This window comes from Variovorax sp. YR750 (assembly GCF_900109805.1).
Lineage (GTDB): Bacteria > Pseudomonadota > Gammaproteobacteria > Burkholderiales > Burkholderiaceae_C > Variovorax > Variovorax gossypii.
Genome location: NZ_FOBJ01000005.1, coordinates 337622 through 363821, shown reverse-complemented (window position 1 = coordinate 363821; position 26200 = coordinate 337622). Strand labels below are relative to the sequence as shown.

Genomic DNA, 26200 nt, shown 5'->3' with positions numbered 1-26200 from the left:
CTGAAAGAACACGCACATGCCTATCTATCTCAAGATGCCAGGGGTCAAAGGTCAGACCCAGATCAAGGGCCACGAAGACCAGATGGAAGTCCAGAGCTTCCAGTTCGGTGCCGGCCTCGCCGTGACCGCGGGCACCTCCAACCAGGAACGCACCGCGGGCAAGCCCAGCTTCTCCGAAATCACGGTGACCCGCACGACCGACTCCGCCACGCCCCAGCTGCTGCAGAAGCTCGCCGGCGGCGAGGTGCTGGCGGGCGACACCGTCATCACCTTCCCGCGCGAGGACAAGAGCGGCCTGCTGCCCCTGATGGTGGTGACGCTGACCGACGTGATCCTCAGCGGCTTCTCGGTCTCCAGCGGCGGCGACCTGCCATCTGAAAGCATCTCCCTGAACTACGCGGCCATCAAGGTCGAGTACACGAAGCAGAAGGAAGAAGGCGGCCAGGAAGGCGTCGCACCGTTCGGCTGGGATATCTCGAAGAACGTCGCGGCCACCTGATGATGGCCCGACGCTGACACCCGGCGCCCACCGTGTCCGAACTCGTCAAAGGGGGCGTCGCCCCCCTGTTCGACCGGCTGGCGTCGCCTCAGCAGTCCGAGCATGCCCGTGGAGGCGCGCATCTCGAGACGATGGAGTCCGTGCAGGACTCCATCGGCCGGGAGCTGCGCCGGCTGTTCAACACGCGCTCGCCGCTGTCGGCGGACGAGTACGCGCAAGGCAGCGGCACGGTGCTGGAGTACGGCATTCCCGATTTTTCCTCGCTCAGCGCACAGAACGCAGCCGACCTGCAGCAGTTGGCGGCGCTGCTGCGCACGGCCGTTTCGCGATACGAACCGCGCCTCACCGACGTGAGCGTGCAGGTGAGCGCCGCGGCCAACCGGCACGAGGTGGCGCTGGTGCGCATCGGCGCGCAGGCGCGCGCCGGGCTCGCCCTGCGCCGCGTGGACTTCGAGATGCTGCTCGGCGCGCCGGACAGCCTGATGAAAGTCGCCTGACGTGTCCGACATACAGCACAGCGACCTGCTGCAGTACTACAAGCGCGAGCTGTCCTACCTGCGCGGACAGGGGGCGGACTTCGCGCAGCGCTATCCCAAGGTCGCATCGCGCCTCTCGCTGCACGGCGGCGAATCGCTCGACCCCCACACCGAACGGCTGATCGAGTCGGTGGCCTTCCTGTCGGCGCGCGTGCACCGCGACCTCGACCAGGAATTTCCCGACGTCGCCTACGCCCTGCTCGACAACCTCTGCCCCTCGCTGGTGCAGCCCCTGCCCTCGATGTCGGTGGCGCAGTTCGGGCTCGATCCCGCGCAGGGCAAGGTCACCGCGGGCTTCCGCGTGCCGCGCCACACCGTGCTGCATGCGCGCACCTCGCCGCACGCGCCGGGCGCCTCGTCGCAGGACTGCCGCTTCCGCACCGCCTGGGACACGCTGCTGTGGCCGCTGCGCATCGCGCACGCCGCCATCGATGCCGACGCGGTGCTGCGCCTGGTGCTCGAATGCGAGGCCGAGGCGGATTTCTCCGCGCTGGAGATCGAAAGCCTGCGCATCCACCTGCAGGGCGACTGGATGACCACCATGCCGCTGTACGACGCACTGGTGTCGGGCGTGAAGTCGGTTACCGTCATTCCCGAAGGCGGCATGCCGCAGGTGCTGCCGGCCGACGCATGGCGCGAGGTCGGCTTCGCCGAGGGCGAGGAAGTGCTGCCGCAGCCCGCCAACGCGCAGCCCGCCTACGGCCTGCTGCAGGAGTACTTCGCGTTCCCGCGCAAGTTCCATTTCTTCGACCTGCATCACCTGCGCTCGCGCCTGGGCAGCGGCAGGCGCTGCGAGCTGGCGTTCCAGCTCGACCGCTCAACGCGCGCGCTGCGCTACATCGACGCCGAGAACTTCCAGCTCGGCTGCACGCCCATCGTCAACCTGTTCCCTCGCGTGAGCGAGCCGCTGGCGATGGACCAGCGCCACTACGAATACCTGCTGGTGCCCGACCGCCAGCGCGACGCCACCACCGAGGTGCACTCCATCGTCTCGGTGGTCGCCTCGGACCCGGACGCCGACAAGCCCGTCGACGTGCCGGGCTTCGCCGCGCTGGGCCACGTCGACGGCGCCAGGGGCACGCAGGAGGCGGTGTTCTGGTCCGCGCGGCGCGAGCCCTGCCTGCGCCAGAACATTCCCGGCACCGACGTCTTCCTGTCCTTCGTCGACCAGGGCAAGGCGCACACCCGGCCCGCGCAGCCCGTGGTCTACGCGCACCTGCTGTGCACCAACCGCCGCCTCGCCGAGCAGGTGCCCGTGGGCGCGCGCCTGCTGGCCGAAGGCCCGCCCCAGCCCACGCACGTGCGCTGCCTCTACGAACCCACCGCCCAGCGCGACCCGCCGCTGGGCAGCGAGACGCTGTGGCGGCTGGTGTCGCTGCTCACGCTCAACCACCAGTCGCTGGTCGATGGTTCCACCGGCCGCGAGCAGCTGCGCGAGATGCTGCTGCTGTTCGCCTCCGACAGCCGGCGCGACCATGCGCAGATCCGCGGCATCGCCGGGCTCACGGCGCGCGGCGTCACCGCTCACGTGGGCACCGAGGCCTGGCGCGGCTACTGCCGCGGCACGCAGGTCACGCTCGAATTCGAGGACGACGCCTTCGTCGGCGGCTCGCCGCTGATGATGTCGGCGGTGCTCGCGCGCTTCTTCGCGATGTACACCTCGGTCAACTCCTTCGTGCGCCTCGCGGTGCGCAGCGGCGAGGAGATTCGCAAGCAATGGGCGCCGATGACGGGCCGTCAGGTGGTGCTGTGATCGTCGAGGAACTCAGCGCCCGCCCGCAGGACTTCAACCTGTTCCAGGCCATCAGCCTGCTCGAGCGCGCCACGCCCGACGCGGTGCCCGTGGGCCGCTCGCAGGGCCCGCGCGAACGCGAGGCCGTGCGGCTGCATGCCTTCGTCTCGCTGGCCTTCGAGGCCAGCGACGTGCGCGCAGTGGGCACCCGCGCGCCCACCGGCGAGCCCTGGACGCTCACCACGCCCGCGCTCTCGCTGGCCGGCAGCGGCGGTCCGCTGCCGATGCCCTTCACCGAGATGCTGCTGGAACGCCGCCAGCAGCGCGACCACGCCACGGCGGACTTCCTCGACATCTTCAACCACCGCTTCCTGGCCTTCCTGTACCGCAGCCGCCGCAAGCACCACGTCGCGCTCAATCCGCAGTCGCCCTCGCGCTCCACGCTGGCCGCCACGCTCGACGCCGCCAGCGCACTGGGCCTGCGCGCCGGCGTGCGCGCACCCGACGGCTCCGCGCTGTGGCTGCGCCATGCCGGCCTGCTCGGCGGTGCGCCGCGCGGCATGACGGCGCTGTTGGCGCTGCTGCGCGACCGCCTCGGCGTGCAGGTGGATGGCACGCAATTCCGCGGCCGCTGGCTGACGCTGGAGCCCGATGCATCGGCGCGGCTCGACATGCGCCAGCCGCTGGGCAACGGCGCCGTGCTCGGCAAGCGCGTATGGGACCAGGGCGCGGGCATCCGGCTCGTCTTCAGCGAGCTGAGCCAGCAGCGGCTGCGCGACCTGCTGCCGCGCGGTGCCGACCACGCGCTCGCCAAGTGGCTGGTGCGCCGCTTCATCCCGCAGGACCTGAAGGTCGAGATGGAACTCCGGCTGGCGCCCGCAGAGAGGCGCAGCAGCGTGCTCGGCGCCGCCAACCCCATGCGCCTGGGCTGGACCTCCTGGGTCGCCGGGCCGGGCTTCCGCGGCACGCTGCCGCCCGTTCAACACACCCTGACCAGCGACGGCGGCGACGCGCCCCACGGCTGATCCGAACACGCTCTCCTATGGACATCGACATCCGCACCCTGCTCGGCCGGCTCAACCCGGAATGCAAGCGCGCCATGGAACAGGCCGCCGAGCTGTGCGTGCAGCAGACGCACTACAACGTCGACATCGAACACCTGCTGATAAAGCTGGTGGACAACGAGGCGCCCGACCTGCGGCTGGTGTTCGGCCGCTTCGGCATCCGGCCCGACGCGGTGCAGGCGCAGCTGCAGAAGTCGCTCGACACATTCAAGCGCGGCAACGGCCGCACGCCGAGCCTGGCGCCCGATTTCGCGCCGCTCTTCCAGGAAGCCTGGCTCATGAGCTCGATGCTGCTGGGCCAGCAGCACGTGCGCTCGGGCACCCTGATGCTGGCGCTGCTCGAGGTCGACCGCCTGCGCGGCCGGCTGGTCGACGCCGCGCCCGCGCTGCTGCAGATTCCGCGCGGCTCGCTGCGCGACGAGCTGGCCGGCCTGCTGCAGTCCTCGCCGGAAGACGCGGCGGGTGCGGCACTGGCCGCCGCGCCGATCGCACCGGCGCCCTCCGCCCACTCCGCCCCTGCAACGAACCAGCCTGCCGCGCCGCAACCCGCGCCCGAAGCCGGCGCGATGCAGATGCCCACCGCGCGCCGCAGCAGCTCGGCCACGCCTTCGCTCGACCAGTACACGGTCGACATGACACAGCTCGCGCGCGACGGCGCCATCGACCCCATCCGCGGCCGCGACGGCGAGATCCGCCAGATCATCGACGTGCTGCTGCGCCGCCGCCAGAACAACCCCATCCTCACCGGCGAGGCGGGCGTGGGCAAGACGGCCGTGGTCGAGGGCTTCGCGCAGCGCGTGGTGCAGGGCGACGTGCCGCCCGCGTTGCGCCAGGTGTCTGTGCGCTCGCTCGATCTCGCGCTGCTGCAGGCGGGCGCGGGCGTGAAGGGCGAGTTCGAGAACCGGCTCAAGTCGGTCATCGCCGAGGTCAAGGCCTCGCCCACGCCGGTGATCCTGTTCATCGACGAGGCGCACCAGCTCATCGGCGCGGGCGGCGCCGAGGGCCAGGGCGATGCGGCCAACCTGCTCAAGCCGGCGCTGGCGCGCGGCGAACTGCGCACCATCGCCGCGACCACCTGGGCCGAGTACAAGAAATACGTTGAGCGCGACCCGGCGCTCGCGCGCCGCTTCCAGGTCGTGAAAGTCGAGGAGCCGAGCGAGGAAGTCGCCATCGACATGCTGCGCGGCATGGTCGAGACGCTGGAGAAGCACCACGGCGTGGAGATCGTCGACGACGCGGTGCGCGAGGCCGTCAAGCTCTCGCACCGCTACATCACCGGCCGCCAGCTGCCCGACAAGGCCATCAGCGTGCTCGACACCGCCTGCGCGCGCGTGGCCATCGGGCAGAACGGGCTGCCGGCCGAACTCGAATCGGCCGCGCGCGACATCGCCACGGGCGAGAGCGAGCTGCGCGTGCTGCGCCATGAAGCGGCCACGGGCGGCGACCACCAGGAAGCCATCGCGGCCCTTTCCGCGCGGCTCGACACGCTGCGCCAGAAGCACAAGCGCCTGTCCGACAAGGTCGACGAGGAAAAGCACGCGGTGATGGAGATCGTCGCGCTGCGCCGGAAGATCGCCGACAGCCTGCGCAGCGACGCGCCGCCGGCCGACGAGGAGAACGAGCCCGCCCTGCTCACCGCCGCGCTGCGCCGGCTGGAGAAAGGCCTGGAGGCGCTGCAGAACGACGAGCCCATGGTGCCCGTGTGCGTCGACGGCACGATGGTGGCCGAGGTCATCTCCGGCTGGACCGGCATCCCGGTCGGCAAGATGATGACCGACGAGCTTCACACGGTGCTCAACCTGAAAGAGAAGCTCGCCGAGCGCGTGGTCGGGCAGGACGACGCGCTCGACGCCATCGCGCGGCGCGTGCGCACCTTCCGCGCCGATCTCGACGATCCCGGCAAGCCCGTGGGCGTGTTCATGCTGGTGGGCCCGAGCGGCGTGGGCAAGACCGAGACAGCCTTCGCGCTGGCCGACCTGCTGTACGGCGGCGAGCGCAACGTCATCACCGTGAACATGTCGGAGTTCCAGGAGGCGCACACCGTCTCCAGCCTCAAGGGCGCGCCGCCCGGCTACGTGGGCTACGGACGCGGCGGCGTGCTCACCGAGGCGGTGCGCCGTCGGCCCTACAGCGTGGTGCTGCTCGACGAGATGGAGAAGGCGCACCCCGACGTGCTGGAGCTGTTCTTCCAGGTGTTCGACAAGGGCACCATGGAAGACGGCGAAGGCGTGCAGATCGACTTCAAGAACACGCTGATCCTGCTGACCTCCAACGCCGCGCAGGACGTAATCACGCAGGCATCGCAGGGCGGGCGCAGGCCCGATCCCGAGGAACTGGTGGAGCGGCTGCGCCCCGAGCTGCTCAAGCAGTTCAGCCCCGCCTTCCTCGGCCGACTGGCGCTGGTGCCCTATCACCATCTGGGCGACGGGCAGATCCGCTCCATCGTCAATCTCAAGCTGGGCAAGCTGGCGCGGCGCTTCGCGCTGAACCATCACGCCGAGTTCACCTGGGACACGCAGGTGGAAGACGCCATCACCGCGCGCTGCACCGAGGTGGACAGCGGCGCGCGCAACATCGACCACATCCTGGCCCACGCGGTGCTGCCCGAGCTCTCGCGCCAGGTGCTGGAGCGCATCTCGATGGCCGCCGCCTTCACCGCGGTGCACATGGGCGTGGGCGCCGACGGCGCCTTCGCCTTCGGCTTCGAGCCGTCCACGCTGAGCTGAACCGAGCCGACGAAGCAATGAACATGCGCGAAGGCTTCACCCAGCACGCCGCCTTTCTGACGGTGAAGACCGCGTTCGGGCCCGACACGCTGCTGCTGGAATCGTTCCAGGCCACCGAGGGCCTGTCGCAGCTCTTCGCCTGCTCGCTGACCATGCGCTCCTCCGACGACGCGCTGGATTCCGCCACCGTGATCGGCACCTCGGCGACGGTCGTGCTGCAGCGGCCCGAGAAGGAAAGCCGCTTCTTCAACGGCATCGTCTCGCGCTTCACCTACATGGGCAGCAACCGCGACTTCGCGACCTACACGCTCGAACTCGTGCCACGCATGTGGCTGCTCACGCTGGGCCGCGACCGCGTGATCTACCAGAACATGAGCACGCCGGACATCGTGCAGAAGGTGCTCGGCGACTTCGGCGTGAGCTTCGCGCTACAGCTCAGCGGCACCTACACGCCGCGCGAGTACTGCGTGCGCTACGACGAGACGGCCTTCGACTTCGTCTCGCGCCTGATGGAAGAGGAAGGCATCTTCTACTTCTTCACATTCGCGGACGGCGAGCACACGCTGGTGCTGGCCGACGCCAACTCGGCCTGCACGCCGTGCCCGCACGCCGACAAGCTGGTCGTGCGCAGTTCCGAGGAAGGCTTCGCGCATGCCCACGCCGTCACCCGCTTCGAGTCCGACGCGCGGCTGGTGACCAAGGGCCAGGAAGTGGACGACTACGACTTCCTCACGCCCGACACCAGCCTGCTGAAGAAGGTCGAAGGCAAGACCGGGCGCGGCACGGACTACGAATACCCCTCGCGCGTGCCGCTGTCGGCAGGAGAGCCGCGCGCGCGCACCCGGCTGGAGGCGCACCAGAGCGGCAGCCAGTCCAGCCGCGGCGACAGCCATTGCCACTACCTCACGCCCGGCACCACCTTCACGCTGGAAGAGCATCCGCGCGCGGACCTCAACGCGCAGCACATGGTCCACAGCGTGCGGCACCACGCCGATCTCGAGCACTACGGCAACAGCTTCGAGACCCTGCCTCCCGCTCTGCCCTTCCGCCCGCCGCGCCTCACGCCGCGGCCGGTGGTGGCCGGCAGCCACACGGCGCGGGTGGTGGGCCCGGCCGGCGAGGAGATCTGGACCGACCAGCACGGGCGCATCAAGGTGCAGTTTCCGTGGGACCGCCTGGGCAAGAAGGACGAGAAGAGCTCCTGCTGGATCCGCGTCTCGCAGATGTGGGCCGGCGAAGGCTGGGGCGCGCTCTTCCTGCCGCGCATCGGGCAGGAAGTGGTCGTCAGCTATGTAGACGGCGACCCCGACCGGCCGCTGGTCTCGGGCAGCGTCTACAACGGCACGCACGCGACGCCGGTCGCCCTGCCGGGCAGTTCCTCGCAAAGCACCATCCGCTCGAACTCGACGAAGGGCGGCGGGGGCTTCAACGAGCTGCGCTTCGAGGACAAGAAGGGCTCCGAGGAGTTCTACCTGCACGCGCAGAAAGACATGCTGGTGGAGATCGAGAACGACCTCACCACCACCGTGAAGGCCGGCAACGAGCTGCACACCGTCACCAAGGGAAATCGCACCGTCAAGGTCGACACCGGCAACGAGACCCACTCGGTGAAGGGCACGCGCGCGCTCGACGTCACGGGCAACGAAACGCACGACAACAAGGCCAACTTCACGCAGACGGTCACGGGCAACTACGAGCTCAAGGTCACGGGCAACCTGGTGATCGACGTGTCGGGCACTCTGCTCATCAAGTCGGCCCAGACGCTGGACCTGAAGGCCGGCACCGACCTGGGCGCCAACGCCGGCCTCAACTTCAAGGCAGAAGCCGGCGTGGCGCTGTCGGCCAAGGGCGGTGCCACGCTGTCGAACGAGGCGCCTTCCATCAGCAGCAAGGCCTCGGGCATGAACTCCGTCGAGGGCGGCGGCATGGTCACGCTCAAGGGCGGGCTGGTGAAGATCAACTGAGCGGCGCCATGGCACTTCCTTCCTCCCTCCCCGCCAAGGACCTCGCCGCACTTCCTGCCGCCGTGGTGCGCGAGACGCTGGACGACGCCGGCCGGACGGTGGCGCGCGCCTCGTTCGTGGGCGAGCTGCCGCACGGGCCGATGCAGGTCTTCTCGGCGACGGGCAAGCCCGTGCTCGACGCCTCCTACCAGGCCGGCCTGCCCCACGGCGCGATGCGCATGTACGACGAACGCGGCCAGCTGCTGCAGGAAACGCAGCGCCTCGGCGGCCTGGCCGAAGGCGTCACGCGCAGCTACTACCCCAGCGGCAAGCTGATGCAAACGCTGCAGCACGTGCGCGGCGTGCAGCACGGCGAAGCGGTGTCGTATGCCGAATCGGGCGACGTCACGGCGCGGCTGCCCTACGCGGCAGGCCGCCTCGAAGGCGAGGCGAGCTACTTCCACGAAGGACGCATGGTGCGGCGCGAGCGCTACCGCGCCGGGCTGCTCGACGGCGAAGTCACCGACTACGCGCCGGGCGGCGGCGTGGCGCAGTCGTCGACCTACGTGGCCAACGTGCTGCACGGCCCGCTGCGCCGCTACTGGCCCGGCGGGCAGCTGATGGAAGAGATCGCCTACCGCCAGGGCAAGCCGCACGGCAAGCCGCGCCGCTTCGACGAGGCGGGCCGCGAGATCGTGGAAACCGCCGCGTCGCCGGGCTTCATGAAGAGCCTGGAAAAGCTCGTGAGGGGAGGCTGAGCCATGGGCATGCACGTCTGCATGGGAGCCACGCTGCAGTGCAGCTTCGGCGCGGCGCCGTCCAACCTCGTGGTGCTGCCCGTGAGCAGCGTGCTCACCGGTGGCACGCCGGGCGCCAACATCATGGACAACAAGCCGATCGTCAACATCCTGCCCTTCGGCACCTGCAACAGCATGTCGAACCCGATGGTGGCCGCGGCCACCGCCGCCGCGCTCGGCGCCTTCACGCCCATGCCCTGCATCCCGGTGACTGCCGCGCCCTGGGCGCCCGGCTCGCCCACGGTACTGGTCGGCAACATGCCCGCGCTGCAGGACAGCTCGAAGCTCGCCTGCAACTGGGGCGGCGTGATCCAGGTGGTCGCGCCCGGGCAGTTCACCTCCATGGTTCCCTGACACGAACGACGAACGAGCGGCACACACCGACCACCCCATGTCCCAATACGTTTTCACCATGAGCTCGCGCATGGTCGCCATCACGGCGGCCTGCCTGGTGCTGCTGTGCGTCCTCCTGTTCCTGATGGGCGTCGAGATCGGCAAGCTGCTGGCGCCCGCGCCGGTGCCCGCACCTGCTCCCGCGGCGGTGGCGCCTTCACAGCAGCAGCAACAGCCGCTGCCGCAATCCCCTTCGCCTTCCGCGCCGGCACCCGCTCCCGCGGCCCCCACCCAATGACCAAACCCACTCCAAGCATGTCGAACAACGCACGACACCTCACGGGCATGCACAACGCGCTGCGGCGCCTTGCCCTTCCTGCCCTGCTGGCTCTGACCGGCCTCAGCGCGGGCACGAGCGCCCTTGCCGCCGGCGAAAGGCCCGTGGCGCAGGGCACGCTCGCTGCACCTGCTGCTGCCGCTGCCGTGGTCGCGACGCCCGTCGTCGCGGCGCCCGCAGCCCCCGCGGCCGCCACCTTCGCAGTGGAGCCTGCCGCTGCGCCCACGCCGCCCCCGGTTCTCACCAACGGCCTCGTGCGCGTACCCGACGGCCGCCTGCTCGCGCCCGACATCGCCCGCATCGTGATGCGCGGCGAGCTGGTGGTGGCCATGCTCAAGGTCGACACGCCACCCTTTTTCTTCTTCGACGACGGCGGCCAGTGGACCGGTCTCGAGGTGGGCCTCGCGCAGTCGCTCGCCAAGGAGCTGGGCGTGAAATTGCGCTTCAACCGCGAGGCCGGCACCTTCAACGCGGTGGTCGACCTGCTGGCCAACGGCCAGGCCGACCTGGCCATCAGCAAGCTGTCGCGCACGCTGGCGCGCTCGCAGACCATCGCCTTCAGCGACGCGTACCTCACGCTGAACCACTCGCTGATCCTCAACCGCGTGAAGTTCGCGCAGCTCTCGCGCGGACGGCCGCTGCCGGAGGTCATCCGCAACTTCGACGGCAGCATCGGCGTGATCGCCAAGTCGTCCTTCGCCGACTACGCGCGCACCAACTTCCCGCACGCCAAGGTGCAGGAGTACCCCACCTGGAACGACGTGCTGGTGGCCGTGCACAAGGGCGAGATCGTGAGCGCCTACCGCGACGAGTTCGAGGTCAAGCGCGTGCTCAAGGCCGACCCCACCGTCTCGCTGGTGCTGCGCACCGTGACGCTGAAGGACCTGGAGGACACACTGGGCATCGGCGTGGCCGTGACCGACACCACGCTGCTGGCCTACGTCAACCAGTTCCTCGCGCAGCGCGCCGAGAAGCTGGACATCCAGAAGGTGCTGCAGGCACTCGACCGCTGAACGGCACAGGACACGCAAACCATCATGAATACCTCCAGGATCTACGCCTTCGTCCTCAACCCGTGGGTCGTGATCATCAGCCTCGGCGCCGGTGTCGCCTTCGGCATGCTCGCGCCCTTGCTCGCCACGCCGCTGGCCTTCGTTGGCGACATCTATGTCGACCTGCTGAAGATGATCACGCTGCCCTTCATGGTCTCGGCCGTGATCTTCAGCCTGCAGCGCCTGTTCCGCGACGGCGGCACGGCCAGCCTGCTGGGCCGCGTGGCGCTCGTGTTCCTCGGCTTCTCGGCCTTCGTGGCCATCGCGGGCGCGGTCACGCTGCTGATTCTTCGCCCCGGCGAGAACCTGCCCGCCAGCACCATGCAGACCTTCGGGCAGATCGTGGGCGGCGACCTCAGCGCCAGCGACACGGCCATGAACCTGCGCGGCGTGGACGAGGTCAAGAAGACCGCCAGCTTCGCAGACATGCTGGTGAGCCTGGTGCCCGCCAACATCTTCTCGGCGCTGGCCAACGGCGACACGCTGAAGACGCTGGTGTTCGCACTGCTGTTCGGCCTGGCCGTGGGGCATGTGCCCACGCGCATCTCCGACGGCCTCACGCAGGCGCTGGAGACTGTCTACCACGCCTGCCAGACGCTGATGCGGTGGCTGAGCTTCCCGCTGCCGGTGGTGCTGTTCTGCATGAGCGCGGCACAGCTGGGCAAGACCGGCATAGAGCCGCTGAAAGCGATGGGCGCCTTCGTGGTCGCCTTCCTCATCGTGTCGGCGCTGCTGCTGGCGGTGGCGGCGATCATCATCTGGAAGCGCTCCAACGGCACGCTGGGGCAGACGCTCAACGCGCTGCGCGGCCCCTTCGCGCTGGCGCTGGCCACGCGCAGCAGCGCCACCTGCATGCCGATCATGATCGAGAGCCTGGTCACGCGCCTGGGCTTCGCGCGCTCGCGGGTGGAGCTGCTGGTGCCGCTCACGGTGTCGCTGCTGCGCATCGGGCCGGTCGTTTACTACGTGTGCGCCACGCTCTTCATCGCGCAGATCTACGGTCGCTCGCTCACGCCGGTGGAGATCGGCATCGTGCTCACGTCCTCGGTGCTCGCCGGCTTCGCCTCGGCCGGCATGACGGGGCTGGTGACGGTGTCGCTGATCGGCATGACCTGCACCTACCTGGGCCTGCCCTTCGAGGCGGCCTTCATCCTGTTCCTGGCGGTGGACCCGGTGTGCGACATGCTGCGCACGCTGGTGCTGGTCATCGGCAACACCGCAGCCGTGGCCGTGGTGTGTCCGCGGCCGCTGAAGATCTAGGGAGCGCGCCTTCATGTCACGCATAGGCGTTCTCGGCGGCATGGGTCCATCGGCGACGGTGGACTTCATGGACAAGATCATCCAGCTCACGCCGGCCACGCGCGACCAGGAGCACCTGCCGGTGATCGTCGCGAACCTGCCGCACGTGCCGGATCGCTCCAGCGCCATCCTGGGCACCGGGCCCGACCCGCTGGACGCGCTGCTCGCGGGCATCGACGTGCTCAACGACGCCGGGGTGGGCGTGATCGCGATTCCGTGCAACTCGTCGCACCACTGGTATGCGCAGATCGCGGCGCACAGCCGCGCGCCGGTGATCCACATCGCGCAGTCGTGCGTGGCCGCCATCGCGACGGCATCGGACGACCGGCCGGTGCGCGTCGCGGTGCTCGCCACGCGCGGCGCGCTGGCCTCCGGCTTCTACCAGCATGCGCTGCGCGAGCGCGGCATCGACTTTCTCGTGCCCGACGCCGACACCGGCCAGGACCACGTGGACGCCTGCATCCGCGCCGTGAAGGGCGGCGACATCCAGGCTGGCGCGACCGCGTTCGGGCTCGCGCTGCAGGCGCTGGCCGCCACGGGCGCCACCGCCGTCATCATGGGCTGCACCGAGCTGCCCATCGCCGCGCAGGCTGCGCACGCCGCCGAACACACGCCGCTGACGCTGGTCGACAGCTCGCTGGAGCTGGCTCGCGCCACGGTCGCATTCGCGCTCGACAAGGGATGGAACAAGCCGACATGGGTTTCCTGACGCGCATGTCCCACAGCCTGCTCGCCCTGCTCCTGTGCATGGCGGCAGGCGCAGTCGCGGGCGTGTATGCGCCCGCGCTGGGCGACGTTGCGTACACGGCGGCACAGGTCTACCTGGCGATCGTGAGCATGGCGGCCATTCCGCTGCTGGTGGTGGCGACCTTCTTCGGCCTGCGCCAGACCATGGGGCTGCCCTTTCCGGGACGGCGCATCGCGATGATCGCGGGCCTCGCACTGCTGCTGGTGGTGAGCTGCGCCGCCACCGGGCTGGCGCTGGGCTGGGTGAACGCACCGGGCGCGCACCTGGACGCCGAAGCGCGCGAGCACCTCGGCGAACTGGTGCAGCGGGCCGGCGACGGCGGCGACATCGAGATGCGCCTGCACGACAGCGGCACGCAGGCCACGCCCATAGAGCGCCCGCGCGCCACCGTGGTGCCCGACAACTTCTTCCGCGTGCTGGCCGAGGGCCGCTCGCTGGGAATCCTCTCGTGCGCACTGCTGTTCGGACTGGCCTTCGCGGCGCTGGCGCGCACGCAGCATGCGGCGCTCAATCACATGTTCGAGGGCATCTACCGCACGCTCGAGCTCATCATCGCGCGAGCCAACATCCTGCTTCCGGTGGTGGCCTTCGGCATGTCGGCGCATGTGCTTTCGCAGACCGACGCGCTGACCATCCGCGCCATGAGCGGCTTCCTGCTGCACTTCGTCGTGCTGGTGGCGCTGCTGGGCGCGCTGGCCATCGCGGTGATCCACCGGCGCGGCAACCAGCCGCTGGCCGAGGTGCTGCAGCACCTGAAGACGCCGATGCTGGTGAGCCTGATGTCGTCGAGCACCACGGCCAGCATTCCGCACACCATCGAGGCGATGAGCGCGCGCCTGGGCTTCAGCCGGGGCATCGTGGAACTGGTGGTGCCCACGGCCTCGGTGTTCCTGCGCGCGGGCTCGGCGCTGTACTACGTGCTGGCGGCGCTCTTCGTGGCGAACCTCTACGACCGCACGCTCAGCGCGGCCGACATCGGGATGATCGGCACGGGCGCGACCATCGCGGCCTTCGCCTCCGCGGGCAACAGCAGCCTCACCAACGTGGGCTACGCGGGCATCGTGCTGTCGATGCTGCAGCTTCCCATCGAGGCGGCGCTGGCGCTGTTCCTGGCCATCGACCTGATCTGCGAGGGCCCGCGCAACCTGCTGACGCTGCTGGCCACCTGCGCGCTGATTTCCGTGGTGTCGGCCGGCCTGCCATCGGAGCGCGTGGCCGCTCCGGTCGCCGACGTGGCGCCCGCGCAGCCGCTGCGCTTCGTGCTCACGCGCGGCAACGTCATGCTGCTCACCGGCTGCAGCGTGCTGGCCTCCGTGCTGATCCTGCTGATGGGCATCGCCGTGGGTGCGCGCCAGGCGCAGGCCTCGGCCATGCAGCACACCACCGCCGCCGCGGCGAACCCAGGAATTTCGCGATGAACCGGACGAAGACATTTCTCAAGTGGATGGCGGCGCTGCTGCTCGCCTCGCAGCTGGCCGCATGCGGCAGCCTCTTTCCCAAGGGCACGCGCGTGAGCTGGAACGAGCTCACGCTGTCGGCTGCGCCCGGCGCCAACCAGAACAGCCCCGTGGCCGTCGACGTGGTGATGGTGCTGGACGACGCCATGCTCGCGCGCGTCACCGAGCTCACCGCCGCCAAGTGGTTCGGCGCGCGCGCCGACCTGCAGAAGACCTTTCCGCAGAGCCTGTCGTACCTCTCGTGGGAGCTGGTGCCGGGCCAGACGATCCGCGTGCCCGCCAGCGCCATCGGCTCGCCGCGCGTGGCGGCCGTGCTCGTCTTCGCGAACTACACAACGCCCGGCGCGAACCGCATCCGGGTGGAAGACCTCAAGGGCTCGATCGTGGCCCGCTTCGACGCACAGAGCTTCGACGTGTCCACCGCGCCACGCTGAACAACACGGATTCCTTCAAGTGAACAAAGAACTTCAATACAGCCGCGCGGGAGAACGCCATGTCTGACCTGCACCGCGCCGCCCCCATCACCGACCGCGTCGAATGGCACGAAGGCATGCTGCTGTCGCCGCAGCACTTCCAGCAGTTCTCCGCGCGCATGGACTCCCTCGTCGCCTGGCAGACGCTGGCCGCCGCCCCCTTCAGCTGGGGCGTGCGCCGCCTGGTGTTCGACCAGGGCCTGCTGCCCGCCGGGCTGCTGCGCGTGCTGGCGCTCGAAGCCATCCTGCCGGACGGCACCGCCGTGGAGTACTCGGCCGCCGAGGCCGTGCACGGCGCCCTCGAGCTGTCGCTCGCCCCGCACGCGGAACGGCTGGCCAACGAGCCGCTGGACATCTACCTCACGCTGCCGGTGACCGGCCCCAACCGGCATCGCGCCGCGACCGTGCGCTTCCGCTCGGTGGCCGGCGCGCCGGTGGAAGACGCGGTGTCCGACGCCGAGCCGGCGAACATCCCGCGCATGCTGCCCCGCCTCGCGCTCAGCGCCGGCACGGTGCCGCCGGGCACGCACGTGCACCTGCGCCTGGGCCAGGTGTTCAAGGACAACGAGGTGGTGAAGCTCGGAGACGCGCAGCCGCCGCTGCTGGAGGTGGCGCGCGACAACCCGCTGTGGACGGCTGCCTCCGCCCTGCTCGGGCAGCTGCGCGGCAAGGCCGCCTTCGTGGCCAAGCAGACGGCCGTGCCCTCCTCGCGCATCGACGACCGCCTCGCGCACCTGGAGCTCAAGGACCGGCTGCGCAGCCTGCTGTCGGGCCTGCCGCATGCGGAGGCCGTGCTGCGCACGCCGCACCTGCATCCGCTGCCGATGTACTGGTCGCTGTACGCGCTGCTGGCCTCGCTGAGCCTGCTGCGTCCCGGCGGCGTGCCGCCGGTGCCGATGGACTACGACCATGCCGATCCTTCGCGCGTGTTCCAGCCGCTGCTGCTGGCGCTGCGCGACGCGGTGTCGGAAGTGAGCCAGGAGTACCGCGAGCACAAGTTCGATTTCCGCCAGGGCGCCTTCGAGACCACGCTGCAGCCGCAATGGGTGGCCGGCGCGCGCATCGTGGTCGGCCTGCGCGGCCAGTCCGACAAGGATCTGCTGGCCTGGATGGACAGCGCCATCGTCGGTTCGCAGTCGGCCTACCCCTCGCTGCGCGAGCGCCGCGTGCTGGGCGCGGTGCGCCGCTCCATCGAATCGGCCGACGAGCTCGGCCTGCGCCCCGGCTCGGGCTACCTGCTCTACGCGATCCAGACCAGCGCCGCGCTCACCGTTGCGGGCGAGCTGCTGGTGATCGCGAACGCCAACGAAGGCGCCACCGCCCAGCCGCCGCAGGAAATCGTCCTGTTCATCAAGGACTGAAGCCATGGCACGCAACCTACCCGAGCTGGCCGTCGACGACCACATCACCCGGCAGTTCCGCGCCTTCTACGACGAGATCGTGAAGGCGCGCGACCGCACCGCCGAGTCGCGCGAGACCGACATCGACATGGTGGCCCAGACGCTGGCCCGCCACCTGGAGAACCTGCTGGAGCTGCAGTCGCTCGAATCGCGCCGCGAGAGCACGCGCTTCGAACTCGAGAACGTGGCCGACGCGCGCTACCTCAAGGCCGCGCTGGCCGACGAGATCCTGCTGCACACGCCATGGATCGGGCGCGAGCGCTGGACGGCGCACCTGCTGGAGTCTTCGCTCTTTCGCACCAACATCGCGGGCGACCTCGTCTTCAGCCGCATCGAGGAACTGCTCTCGGGTCGCGAACCATCGAAGCGCGACATCGCGCGGCTTTACCTCTTCGCGCTGGCGCTGGGCTTCCAGGGCAAATACCGCGGCGGCGGGGAGGAAGCGCGCCTGCTCGGTTACCGCGAGGAGCTGTTCCAGTTCGTCTACCAGCGGCCAGCCGACTTCTCGGGCCGCGACCGCGTGGTGTCCGAGCGGGCCTATGCGAGCACGCTCTCGCACATCGCGCCGCGCAAGCTGCCCACGCTGAGCCGCTGGACGGTGCTGTTCATGCTGGGCGTCGCCACGCTGCTGGCGGTGTCGGAGCTGCTGTGGCTGTGGCAGTCGTGGCCGGTGCGGCAGGTGCTGCAGCCGGGCGCGGTCGATGCATCGGGGGCTTACCAGCGATGAACGACCTGCGCCACCCAAGGAGCATCAGGAGGTCGTCGACATGCTGACAGACCAGCTCTTCCTCATTTCCATCGCGGTGCTGACGCTGGTGGTGCTGCTCGTGCTCGGCATGGTGCTGTACTTCGCGGCACGCCGTTCGCACGCCAAGCCCTCGAGCGACCCGAAGGTCGCACGCATCCGCTTCGATTCGCTGCGCAGCTCGTTCCGCCAGGCGGTGGAGCTGATCGAGGGCAACATCGCCTCGCGCGCCGACCGCTACGGCATCCCGTGGATCATGCTGCTCAACGAGGGCGACGACCACCGCCAGCTGCCCATCGAGCAGTCGGGCGTGGCGAGCGCGCTGAGCACCGAATCGGCCTCGGCCGCGACCACGCAGGGCATCTCGTGGCACTTCTTCGACCGCGGCGTGGTCATCGACATCCAGGGCGCCTACCTCGGCTCGCCCGACGACGACGATGCATCGGAGAAGCCGTGGGACGAGTTCCTGGGCATGTGCCGGTCGTACCGGCCGCAGCGGCCCTTCGACTCGGTGGTCATCACCATTCCGGCGGCGCTGCTGCTCGACGACAGCACCGACGGCCGGCTCGAGCTCTCCAAGCGCGCCAAGCTCGCGCACCGGCGCCTGTGGCTCGCGCAGAACCGCTTCGCGATGCGCTTCGCGGTGTACGTGCTGGTCACCGGCGCGGAGCACCTCGAGGGCTTCAGCGCCTTCGCGAGCGCCCTGCCCGAGCCGCTGCGCGCGAGCATGCTGGGCTGGTCCTCGCCCTACGACCTGTCGACCACCTACCAGCCGGCCTGGGTCGACGAGGCGGTGGGCACCGTGGTGCGCTCGGTGTCCGACGTGTCGGCCGAGCTCTTCGCCACCGGCACCGAGCCGCAGGGCGCCGGCCCGCAGCTGCTGCTGCCATCGCGCATCGAGGCGCTGCGCGGCCAGCTGCAGCTGTACGTCGACGAGCTGATGCGCCCGAGCGCATACCACGAACCCTTCTTCTTCCGCGGCATCTACCTGACGGGCGACAGCGGCGAATCGGCGCAGACCGTCGCGGCCATCGACTCGGAACATGACGCCTACGGCCAGAAGGACCTGGAGCCCATCGGCGGCGACCTGATCGCGCAGCTGATGCGCCAGCCGGCCTTCCTGCGCGATCTGTTCGAGAAGAAGATCTTCCTCGAATACGGCCTCACGCGGCCCTCGCGCACGCAGACGCTCACGCGCCCGGTGCTGCACCGCGCGCTGCGCTGGGCGGCGGTGCTCTTCCTCGGCGGCTGGGGCATCGGCCTGATGGTGGCGACCTGGCAGCTGAACAGGCACAACGCGACGCTGGTTTCCGCCCTCTCGCAGCTGCAGCACGACGCGCAGTACCGCATGCGCGCGCTGCAGCGCGGCGAGACCATTCCCACCGCGTGGTACCGCAACAAGGCGCTGTCGCTGCTGGCAATGAACGAGCGGCTGCGCACCGACGGCACGTATTCGTTCTTCATGCCCGGCTCCTGGCAGCCCTTCGACGACCTGAACGAGCGCGTGATCGAGCGCATCGAGCGCGAGTTCGGCGACATCGCGGTGAGCACGCTGCGGCGCGAGCTGATGGCGCGCGTGAGCCAGCTCAGCGGCGTGGAGCAGGACGAAGCCACCGGCGAATTCATCACCGGCGCGAGCTGCGGCCTGCCGCCCAGCTTCAAGACCATCGGCGATGCGCCGCGCAAGAACGGCCTGCTGGTGGAAGACCAGCCCGAGTTCGGCGCGCTGCAGCGCTACCTGGGTTCCGTCGAGCAGCTCGACGCCGCGCTGCAGGCGGTGGAGCGCCTGCGCCAGCCCTCCACGGGCAATGCCGACGACCTGCGCGTGGCCGTTCGCTACGCACTGGGTGCCGAGCTGCCGGCCGACCTGAGCCGCAACCTGCGCTATTTCAGGCAGGCGGCCGAAGGCAATGCGCTGGCCATTCCGCTTGCTCCCGTGCAATCGGCGTTGCGCTGCGCGCTCGACAAGGGCACGACGCAGCTGGATGCACGGCTCTTCGTCAACAACGAACTGCTGGTGTCCGAGCAGTCGCTGGCGCGGCTGCTGCCCTCGCTCGCGAGCACCGGCACCTTCGCACGCACCACGGCCAGCTACCGCGAAGTGATCGCCGCCATCAAGGACCAGGAAGACCTCGTCGCCTCGGGCAAGGGCGGCTGGATGCGCCAGCCGGTGCTGGTGCTGGGCGCCTCCTACGATCGTACGATCGCGCGCATCGAGCAGAACCGGCTGCTGGGGTTGGAGCCTGCCGACGCGGTGCGCTCGCGCGCGCAGGACGCCTTCCAGAAGTTCCGCGCCGAGTTCAACCTGCGCTTCGGCGGCTCGCAGCCCGGCCTGGTGTGGCAGGACAAGGAAGGCCGCTTCGCGCTCGCGCCCGAGCGCATCGCGCTGCGCGACGCGCTCACCGCGCTGCTGGCGCAGCCCTTCATGGCCGCCGCGCGCGACCGAGAACTGCCCGGCGCCGGCATGCGCGGCATGGCCGCGTGGGACCTGCCGAGGCTCGACCAGGCGCTGGCGGTCGGCGACATCCGCAAGCGCTACATGAGCGAAGGCATGCAGGCATTTCCGGCGACGCTGCGCCCCGGCATCGAGGCCGCGTTGAACGCGCACTTCGCGCAGCTGGTGGTCGACCAGGTCGCGGAGGCCGCCAACGGCATGAGCGACGGGGGCCGCGCCACCGACACGCAGGCCGCCGCCTACGAGGCCTCACGCCAGCGCCTCGCCAAGATCCAGGCGCTGCTGTACGAGCTGGGCGCGGGCGCCCGCGCCGAAGACCTGCGCGCGATGATCTCGCGCGACGCGCTGCAGCGCCTCGAGGCCGTGGACGAGGCCTTCAACCAGTCGGAGCTGTACGCCATGCGCGGGCGCGACTTCCAGGGCTGGCGCGGCGAGCGCGGCCCGATGCTGGTGGCCTTCGGCGTCTCGGACGCGGGCTCGCTCGCGGCCTACCTGGGGCAGCAGTTCAACCGCACCGAAGCGCTGGGCAAGCTGGCCGACAGCTACATCTCGGCGCTCGACGGCGCGGGCGCCGGCTCGGTGCTCGCGCAGCGCTGGCAGGCCATCAACCGCGACCTGGAGCGCTACCGGCTGAAGAACCCGAACAGCAGCCTGCTGCTGCTGGAGCAGTTCCTCGGCACGACCGGCGCCGAGATCGATCGCGAGACCTGCGGCGTGAAGCTGGCCGGCAAGGCGCCGGCCACGCGCATCGGCGACTACTTCGCGGACCGCCACCAGCAGATCTACAGCGCACTGCTCGCGCGCTGCCAGGAACTGCAGTTCGGCGACCAGCAGGAGCTGTGGACGCAGTTCTCCACCCGCTTCAACCGCTCGCTGGCCGGCCGCCACCCGTTCGGCCCGGCCACCGGCCGCGCCTTCGAGCTGGCGGACCCGGCGGACGTGAACGACCTGGCCCGCGCCTTCGACCCGCTGGCACGCGCGCTGAAGGAGAACCGAGGCATCGACGCGGGCGGCATGCGCGGCCCCGGCATGCAGGGCGCGGGCGCGCGCCGCTTCGCCGAGCAGTTCGGCCGCGCGCGCGACTTCCTGCTGCCGCTCTTCCCCACCGAGGACGGTGCCGCGCCGGGCTACGACCTGAGCGTGGACTTCCGCGCGAACACCACGGCCGAGATCGAAGGCAGCAAGATCATCGACTGGTCCTTCGAGGTCGGCGACCAGGTGCTCCGGCTGCGCGACGCGCCGCGCACGCTGCGCTGGGAGTACGGCATGCCGGTGGCGCTGGTGCTGCGCATCGCGAAGGACTCGCCGCTGATGGCGCGCGCCGACCCGCAGCAGCACGCGCTGATCACCGACGGCCAGACCGTCTCCTTCCGCTTCGCGGACCCGTGGGCGCTGTTCACGCTGGCCCAGCGCCAGCGCGAAGGCGACCCGGCGCAGCGGCCCGACGGCCGCTCGCAGCTGCTGAAGTTCGAGTTTCCGCTGATGGCCCAGTCGGCCGGCGACGCTGCCCAGGCGCCCGACGGAGGACGCGCACGCGTGTTCCTGCGCATCGCCGCCAGCCCCGCCGGCAAGAAGAACGCCCTGATCTGGCCCACCGCTTTCCCCACGCGCGCTCCCGAATGGAACATGCCCTGATGGCCGCCCTGCTGTCCCCCTTGAATGCCGATGTCGACGAAGCCACCGGTGGCTTCGCGCCGGACCTCACGACCTTTCTCTCGCCGCTGGAAGGCCCCGAAGGCCCGGCCGGCCCCCCGCTGCGCTACGACCCGGTGTGCGCCCGCATCCGCGAGGCACGCACGGAGGAAGACGCCAGCCTGCCGATGGGCGAATGGACCCGCCCGCTGAAGAAGGCCGACTGGCGCACCGCCGAGATGCTGTGCACCGAGGTCCTGCAGCGCCGCAGCAAGGACCTGCAGATGGCCGCCTGGCTCACCGAGGCCTGGGTGCACCGCCATTCGATCGACGGGCTGGGCGCGGGCGCGCGCCTGATCGAAGGGCTGGCGCGCGAGTTCTGGGAAGACGTGCATCCGCGCATCGGCGACGACGGCGACGCCGACATGCGCACCGCCACCTTCGTGTGGGTCAACGACACCATCGCGCAGGTGCTGCTGATGCGCGTGCCGCTGCTCGAGTGGCCGGACTTCTCCCCGCCCTTCATCACGCTGGCGGACTGGCAGCGTGCGCTGACCAGCGAGTACGGCGCCGGCGCCGCCGGGGCGGCGGGCAACGCCAAGGCAAAGGCGAACGAAGTGGCCGAGGAGCCGAGCGCGCAGACGGTGTCGCGCCAGGACATCCTGGACCACGCCGCGCGCGACCTGCGTGCGCTCGCCGCGCTCGACGATCGCGTCGCCGTGGCCGCAGACGCATGGCGCAGCCTGGAAGCCCTGCTCGACGAGCGGCTGGGCGTGGACGCGCCCAGCCTGTCGAAGGTGACGGAGATGCTCGCCCGCATGCGGCAGGCGCTGCGCAGCCTGCTGCAGGGGCGCGATCCGCGTGACGAAGAGAAACCGGAGATGCCGGCCTCGGCCGGCTGGATGCCGGACGCCGAACCTGCGCCAGCCGCAACCCCGATGGACGACAACCACATGAGCGACGCTCCTTCTCCCTCCTTTCCTCCCTTTTCCTCCGAAGCGCTCCCGCAGGCCATGGCAAGCGGCCGCATCGGCAGCCGCGCCGAGGCCTACCAACTGCTCGAGCTGGCCGCCGCCTACCTGATGCGCGAGGAACCGCACAGCCCGACGCCCTACCTGGTCAACCGCGCGGTGGCATGGGGGCGCATGCCGCTGCCCCAGCTGATGCAGGAGGTGCTGCGCGAGGACGGGGACCTGAATCGCTACTTCTCGATGATCGGCGTCAGGCCGGACCTCTAGAGCGCACCCGTTTCCTTCAATACGTCGTCAACGTCATGGCTACCTCCACTCCCCTGTTCAATGCGCTCGCGAGCGCCAAATTCACGCACAAGTACGAAGTCGTCTGGGCCGAGCTGTCCGGCGCCGAGTTCAACACCAAGACCAAGGCCTGGCTCAAGCTGCTCGGCAAGGTGATCGGCGGCCCCTCCAGCAAGGAGCGCAAGGCGCTGGCGCAGGAGTTCCTGCAGTTCCTCTACGTCTACAAGCAGATGCTGGAGAAGCTCACGCGCGGCACGCATTCGCCCGAGCCGGCGCAGGTGATGCAGAAGATGAACGACTTCAACGCCGAGTACAAGCGGCAGTTCGGCAGCCTGCTGGACATGCCCATCCTGCGCCTGCCCAACGAGCTCGCGTCGGTCGCCGACAGGATGGCCGTGAACGCGGTGCGCCGCGACCTCATCGTGCGCAAGAAGCAGTTGCTCAAGTTCTGGATGGACGGCCTGCGCGACGGTGGCGAGCACCTCGACGACGTGTCGCTCTCGCTGCAGTACATGGGCAACAACGAGCCCGCCAAGGTGCGCCTCTTCCTCGACGTGCTGTGCAAGGACCTCACCAAGATCAAGTTCGGCGATCCGCGTCCGTGGCTGCAGACCAGCGGCACGGTCGAGACCGGCCTCATGCGCGGCGGCGAGAACGGCAAGTTCAGCAAGGTGACCTGGACCGACGAGGAATTCAAGAAGGCCGTGAAGGCCGAGGCCTCCGTGGGCTACGGCGTGCGTGCCACGGGCGAGTGCGTGATCGAGATCACCGGGCTGCGGGCCGAGTTCAAGGCCGATGCGTTCGTCGGTGCATCGGCCAGCGCCGAGGCGGAAGCGAGCTACGAGCGCGGCAAGGGCGTGACGGCCAAGGCGAGCGTGGAGGCGATGGTCGGCGTGAAGATCAAGCTCGACGCCAAGATCGACGTATCAGACATCTTCCTGATCGAAGCCAGCGCCGAGGCGTTCGCGGGCGCGATGGCCAAGGCCGAGGTCGAGTTCAACGCCACGGTCGACGGCGTGAAGTTCAAGGTGGAAGCCGAGGCCTTTGCCGGTGCGCGCATCAAGGGCGAGGCATCGCTCTCCGTGCGCATGTGCGGCTACGACATCATCAAGGGCACGGCCAAGGGCTCGCTGTCGGCGGGCGTGGGTGCGTCCTTCTCGCTGGAATTCGAATCGTCGGCGTTCGGCGGCTCCAAGCTGGGCATCGAGGCCGACCTGACGGTCGGCGTGGGCGCGGGCGGCGGCGGCGAGTTCACCGTGTACCAGGACAACATCGGCCGGGCGTTCAATTCGCTCTACTACAGCGCCTACCTCACCCTGCTGGGACAGTCGAAGGAGCGCGATACCTGGCGCACCTACTTCCGCGACCTGGAGGACAACCAGATCCTGTTCGAGCGGGCCGACAAGATCATCGACGAGGCGCTGACCAGCTGCTACATCGAGTACCAGACGAACTTCACGCAGCTGCAGGCGTGGAAGCAGATGGAGGCGCTGTCCTGCTTCAAGGCGAACAAGCCGATTGCGGATGTGATTGCGCTCTAGGACGAAGACGGCTGGCAGCCGGCAACCGGCGCCAGCCCCGCCCCGCTCAAACCGCCCCGTGCGCCTCCACATACAGCGCATACAGCGAATGGCTGCTCGCCATGTAGAGCCTGTTGCGCTTCGGCCCGCCGAACTCGAGGTTCGCGCAGCGCTCGGGCAGGCGGATGAAGCCGATGGGCTTGCCCTGGGGGTTGAAGACTTTCACGCCGTCCATTTCCTCCGACTTGCCGGTAGGCAGGTAGGCCTTCATGCCGCCGCCGATGTCGGTGGGCTCGGATGCGATGGCACCTGAATGGCCCCAGCCGCACCAGAGGTTGCCGTCGCGATCGACGCGGAAGCCGTCGAGCGAGCCGGGGCCGTCGGCGTCGATGAGCTTGGTCTTGTTCGAGACGCCCGTGCCGTCCGGTGACACGTCGTAGCTCCAGATGCTTCGGTTGGGCGTTCCTTTCCACTCGACGACGTAGAGCTTCTTCTCGTCGGGCGAGAACGCGATGCCGTTCGGGTTGACGAGGTCGGTGATGACCGCGGTGAGCTTGCCGTCCGTTGCGATGCGATAGACGTTCGTCGTTGCCTGCTCGGATGCAGCCTTGCTGCCCTCCCACTCGCCGTTGATGCCGAAGGTGGGGTCGGTGAACCAGACGGTGTCGTCGGACTTCACGACGATGTCGTTCGGCGCGTTGAGGCGCTTGCCCTGGTAGTTGTCGGCCAGTACGGTGATGCGACCGTCCTTCTCGGTGCGCACCACGCGCCGCGTCACCGAATGCTCGCATGTGACGAGCCGGCCCTGGCGGTCGCGGGTGTTGCCGTTGGCGTAGTTGACGCCCGTCTTGTGCACGCTGAATTTGCCGGTCTTCTCGTCGTACTTCATGAGCCGGTTGTTCGGGATGTCGCTCAGCAGCAGGTAGCCGTGCTCGGGAAAGTACACCGGCCCTTCGGCCCAGCGCATGCCGGAACCCAGCTGCTCAAGCGTGCTGCTGTAGATGCGGTACTTGGTGAAGCTGGGGTCGAGGATCAGCACCGCCGGATCGGGATAGCGCTGGCTGGGCTTGAAGTCGAAGGATTGCGCGCCGGCGAGTCCGCCGAAGGCTGCGGTGCCGACGCCCGCGGCTGTCTTCAGGAATCGGCGCCGTTCGTTGTTGGTCTTGTTCTGCATCGGATGTCTCCTTGGATGGTCGTTCGAGAATGCTCAGTCGGCCACCGCGCCCGACTTCTTCACCAGCTCGGCCCAGCGCGGAATCTCCCTGGCCATGTGATCGCGCAGTTCCTCGGGCGTGCTGCCCACGAGTTCCATTGCGAGCTGGCCGGAGAGCTTGGCCTGCACGTCGGGCTGGTGCAGCGCCTTCACGATCTCGGCATTGAGGCGCTGCACGATGGGCTTGGGCGTGCCCTTGGGGGCATACACCGCCTGCCATGACGACATCTCGAAGCCGGGGATGCCCGACTCGATCATGGTCGGCAAGTCGGGCACCAGGGTAATGCGCTTTGCCGTGGTCACGGCCAGCAGCTTGAGCTTTCCGCTCTTGACCAGCGGCAGCGCGGCCGTCACCTGGTCGAACATGAAGGGCACCTGCCCCGCGGCCACGTCAGTGAGCGCCGGAGGCGTTCCCTTGTACGGCACGTGGGTGAGCTTCACGCCGATGAGGTCGGCGAACATCTCGCCCGCGAGGTGCGTCGAGGTGCCCGCGCCTGAAGAGGCGAAGGTGCGCTTGCTCTCGTCCTTCTTCAGCAGGGCCACGAGCTCGGCCACCGAGTTCACGCCGAGCTGGCTGTTGACGATGAGCACGTTGGGCAGGCGCGCGACCAGCGAGACGGGCTCGAAGTCCTTCATCGGGTCGTAGGACAGCTTCTTGTAGAGGCTGGCGTTGATGGCGTGCGTGCTGATGGTTCCGCCGAAGAGCGTGTAGCCGTCGGGAGCGGCCTTCGCCACGTAGGCGGCACCGATGCCGCCGGCCTGGCCGGGCTTGTTGTCGACCACCACCGACTGCTTGAGGCTCTCGCCGAGCTTCTGGGCCAGCGTGCGGCCCACGATGTCGGTGGAACCACCGGGCGTGAACGGCACGACGTACACGATGGGCTTGGCTGCGGGCCATTCTGTTGTCTGGGCCGACGCGGCCAGTGGAACGAGCGCAGCCGAAAGCAGCGCCGCGGCGAGGCGGATGAAACGCATGTCTTGTC

The 26200-nt window shown here is 69.4% G+C and carries 21 protein-coding genes; 19 read left to right on the top strand and 2 right to left on the bottom strand.

Going from position 1 to position 26200, the window contains the following annotated elements; genetic code table 11:
• Nucleotides 1-16: 16 nt before the first annotated feature.
• The 19 genes from BMY35_RS13160 to BMY35_RS13070 are packed head-to-tail and all read left to right on the top strand — an operon-like array spanning nt 17 to nt 24025.
• Entirely contained in the window at nt 17-499 is a 483-nt protein-coding gene (locus tag BMY35_RS13160) for an Hcp family type VI secretion system effector (RefSeq protein ID WP_093199281.1), read from the top strand.
• A gap of 32 nt (nt 500-531) precedes the next feature.
• Nucleotides 532-996 carry a type VI secretion system baseplate subunit TssE gene (gene tssE / locus BMY35_RS13155; protein WP_093199277.1) on the top strand — a complete coding sequence of 155 codons (465 nt, stop codon included), beginning with the start codon at nt 532-534 and terminating at the stop codon, nt 994-996.
• Between the two features lie 10 nt (nt 997-1006).
• Nucleotides 1007-2788, top strand: coding sequence for a type VI secretion system baseplate subunit TssF (gene tssF / locus BMY35_RS13150; RefSeq protein WP_093199653.1), 1782 nt, complete (start codon nt 1007-1009; stop codon nt 2786-2788).
• On the top strand, nt 2752-3792 hold the full coding sequence (tssG, locus tag BMY35_RS13145; protein WP_093199274.1) for a type VI secretion system baseplate subunit TssG: 1041 nt from the start codon (nt 2752-2754) through the stop codon (nt 3790-3792). Before tssF ends, tssG begins: the two co-directional genes overlap by 37 nt.
• Nucleotides 3793-3809: 17 nt before the next feature.
• Complete coding sequence (gene tssH, locus BMY35_RS13140; RefSeq protein ID WP_093199271.1) at nt 3810-6557, top strand: type VI secretion system ATPase TssH; 2748 nt, start codon at nt 3810-3812, stop codon at nt 6555-6557.
• A gap of 17 nt (nt 6558-6574) precedes the next feature.
• Nucleotides 6575-8521, top strand: coding sequence for a type VI secretion system Vgr family protein (locus tag BMY35_RS13135; protein ID WP_371287165.1), 1947 nt, complete (start codon nt 6575-6577; stop codon nt 8519-8521).
• Nucleotides 8522-8529: 8 nt separating this feature from the next.
• Complete coding sequence (locus BMY35_RS13130) at nt 8530-9258, top strand: toxin-antitoxin system YwqK family antitoxin (protein ID WP_093199268.1); 729 nt, start codon at nt 8530-8532, stop codon at nt 9256-9258.
• Between the two features lie 3 nt (nt 9259-9261).
• Nucleotides 9262-9651 (top strand): DUF4280 domain-containing protein, encoded by a 390-nt coding sequence (locus BMY35_RS13125; protein WP_093199265.1) that lies wholly within the window; start codon nt 9262-9264, stop codon nt 9649-9651.
• 37 nt (nt 9652-9688) lie between these two features.
• A complete protein-coding gene (locus BMY35_RS13120) occupies nt 9689-9928 on the top strand; it encodes a hypothetical protein (RefSeq protein WP_093199260.1) in 240 nt (79 codons plus the stop codon).
• Nucleotides 9925-10980, top strand: a complete 1056-nt coding sequence (locus BMY35_RS13115) for an ABC transporter substrate-binding protein (RefSeq protein ID WP_256228325.1) — start codon at nt 9925-9927, stop codon at nt 10978-10980. Before BMY35_RS13120 ends, BMY35_RS13115 begins: the two co-directional genes overlap by 4 nt.
• A gap of 24 nt (nt 10981-11004) precedes the next feature.
• A complete protein-coding gene (locus tag BMY35_RS13110) occupies nt 11005-12279 on the top strand; it encodes a dicarboxylate/amino acid:cation symporter (RefSeq protein ID WP_093199247.1) in 1275 nt (424 codons plus the stop codon).
• A gap of 13 nt (nt 12280-12292) precedes the next feature.
• Entirely contained in the window at nt 12293-13027 is a 735-nt protein-coding gene (locus BMY35_RS13105; protein ID WP_093199241.1) for a cysteate racemase, read from the top strand.
• Nucleotides 13000-14484, top strand: coding sequence for a dicarboxylate/amino acid:cation symporter (locus BMY35_RS13100; protein WP_256228323.1), 1485 nt, complete (start codon nt 13000-13002; stop codon nt 14482-14484). Before BMY35_RS13105 ends, BMY35_RS13100 begins: the two co-directional genes overlap by 28 nt.
• Nucleotides 14481-14957: a hypothetical protein gene (locus BMY35_RS13095; RefSeq protein WP_093199233.1), complete on the top strand. Its 477-nt coding sequence runs from the start codon at nt 14481-14483 to the stop codon at nt 14955-14957. Before BMY35_RS13100 ends, BMY35_RS13095 begins: the two co-directional genes overlap by 4 nt.
• 59 nt (nt 14958-15016) lie before the next feature.
• A complete protein-coding gene (tssK, locus tag BMY35_RS13090; RefSeq protein ID WP_093199229.1) occupies nt 15017-16357 on the top strand; it encodes a type VI secretion system baseplate subunit TssK in 1341 nt (446 codons plus the stop codon).
• Between the two features lie 4 nt (nt 16358-16361).
• Nucleotides 16362-17123: a DotU family type IV/VI secretion system protein gene (locus tag BMY35_RS13085; RefSeq protein ID WP_093199224.1), complete on the top strand. Its 762-nt coding sequence runs from the start codon at nt 16362-16364 to the stop codon at nt 17121-17123.
• 40 nt (nt 17124-17163) lie between these two features.
• A complete protein-coding gene (locus BMY35_RS13080; RefSeq protein ID WP_093199221.1) occupies nt 17164-21231 on the top strand; it encodes a type VI secretion system protein in 4068 nt (1355 codons plus the stop codon).
• The gene (gene tssA / locus BMY35_RS13075; RefSeq protein ID WP_218152988.1) at nt 21231-22466 is read left to right on the top strand and encodes a type VI secretion system protein TssA; all 1236 of its coding nucleotides are present in this window, start codon (nt 21231-21233) and stop codon (nt 22464-22466) included. The genes BMY35_RS13080 and tssA overlap by 1 nt, the downstream gene beginning before the upstream one ends.
• Before the next feature lie 35 nt (nt 22467-22501).
• A complete protein-coding gene (locus BMY35_RS13070) occupies nt 22502-24025 on the top strand; it encodes a hypothetical protein (protein ID WP_093199217.1) in 1524 nt (507 codons plus the stop codon).
• A gap of 46 nt (nt 24026-24071) precedes the next feature.
• On the opposite strand, the gene BMY35_RS13065 is transcribed toward BMY35_RS13070, so the two are convergent.
• Together BMY35_RS13065 and BMY35_RS13060 are read right to left on the bottom strand one after the other, a co-directional pair.
• Nucleotides 24072-25178 (bottom strand): SMP-30/gluconolactonase/LRE family protein, encoded by a 1107-nt coding sequence (locus tag BMY35_RS13065; RefSeq protein WP_093199213.1) that lies wholly within the window; start codon nt 25176-25178, stop codon nt 24072-24074.
• A gap of 33 nt (nt 25179-25211) precedes the next feature.
• Nucleotides 25212-26192 (bottom strand): Bug family tripartite tricarboxylate transporter substrate binding protein, encoded by a 981-nt coding sequence (locus tag BMY35_RS13060; protein ID WP_093199208.1) that lies wholly within the window; start codon nt 26190-26192, stop codon nt 25212-25214.
• Nucleotides 26193-26200: the final 8 nt, after the last annotated feature.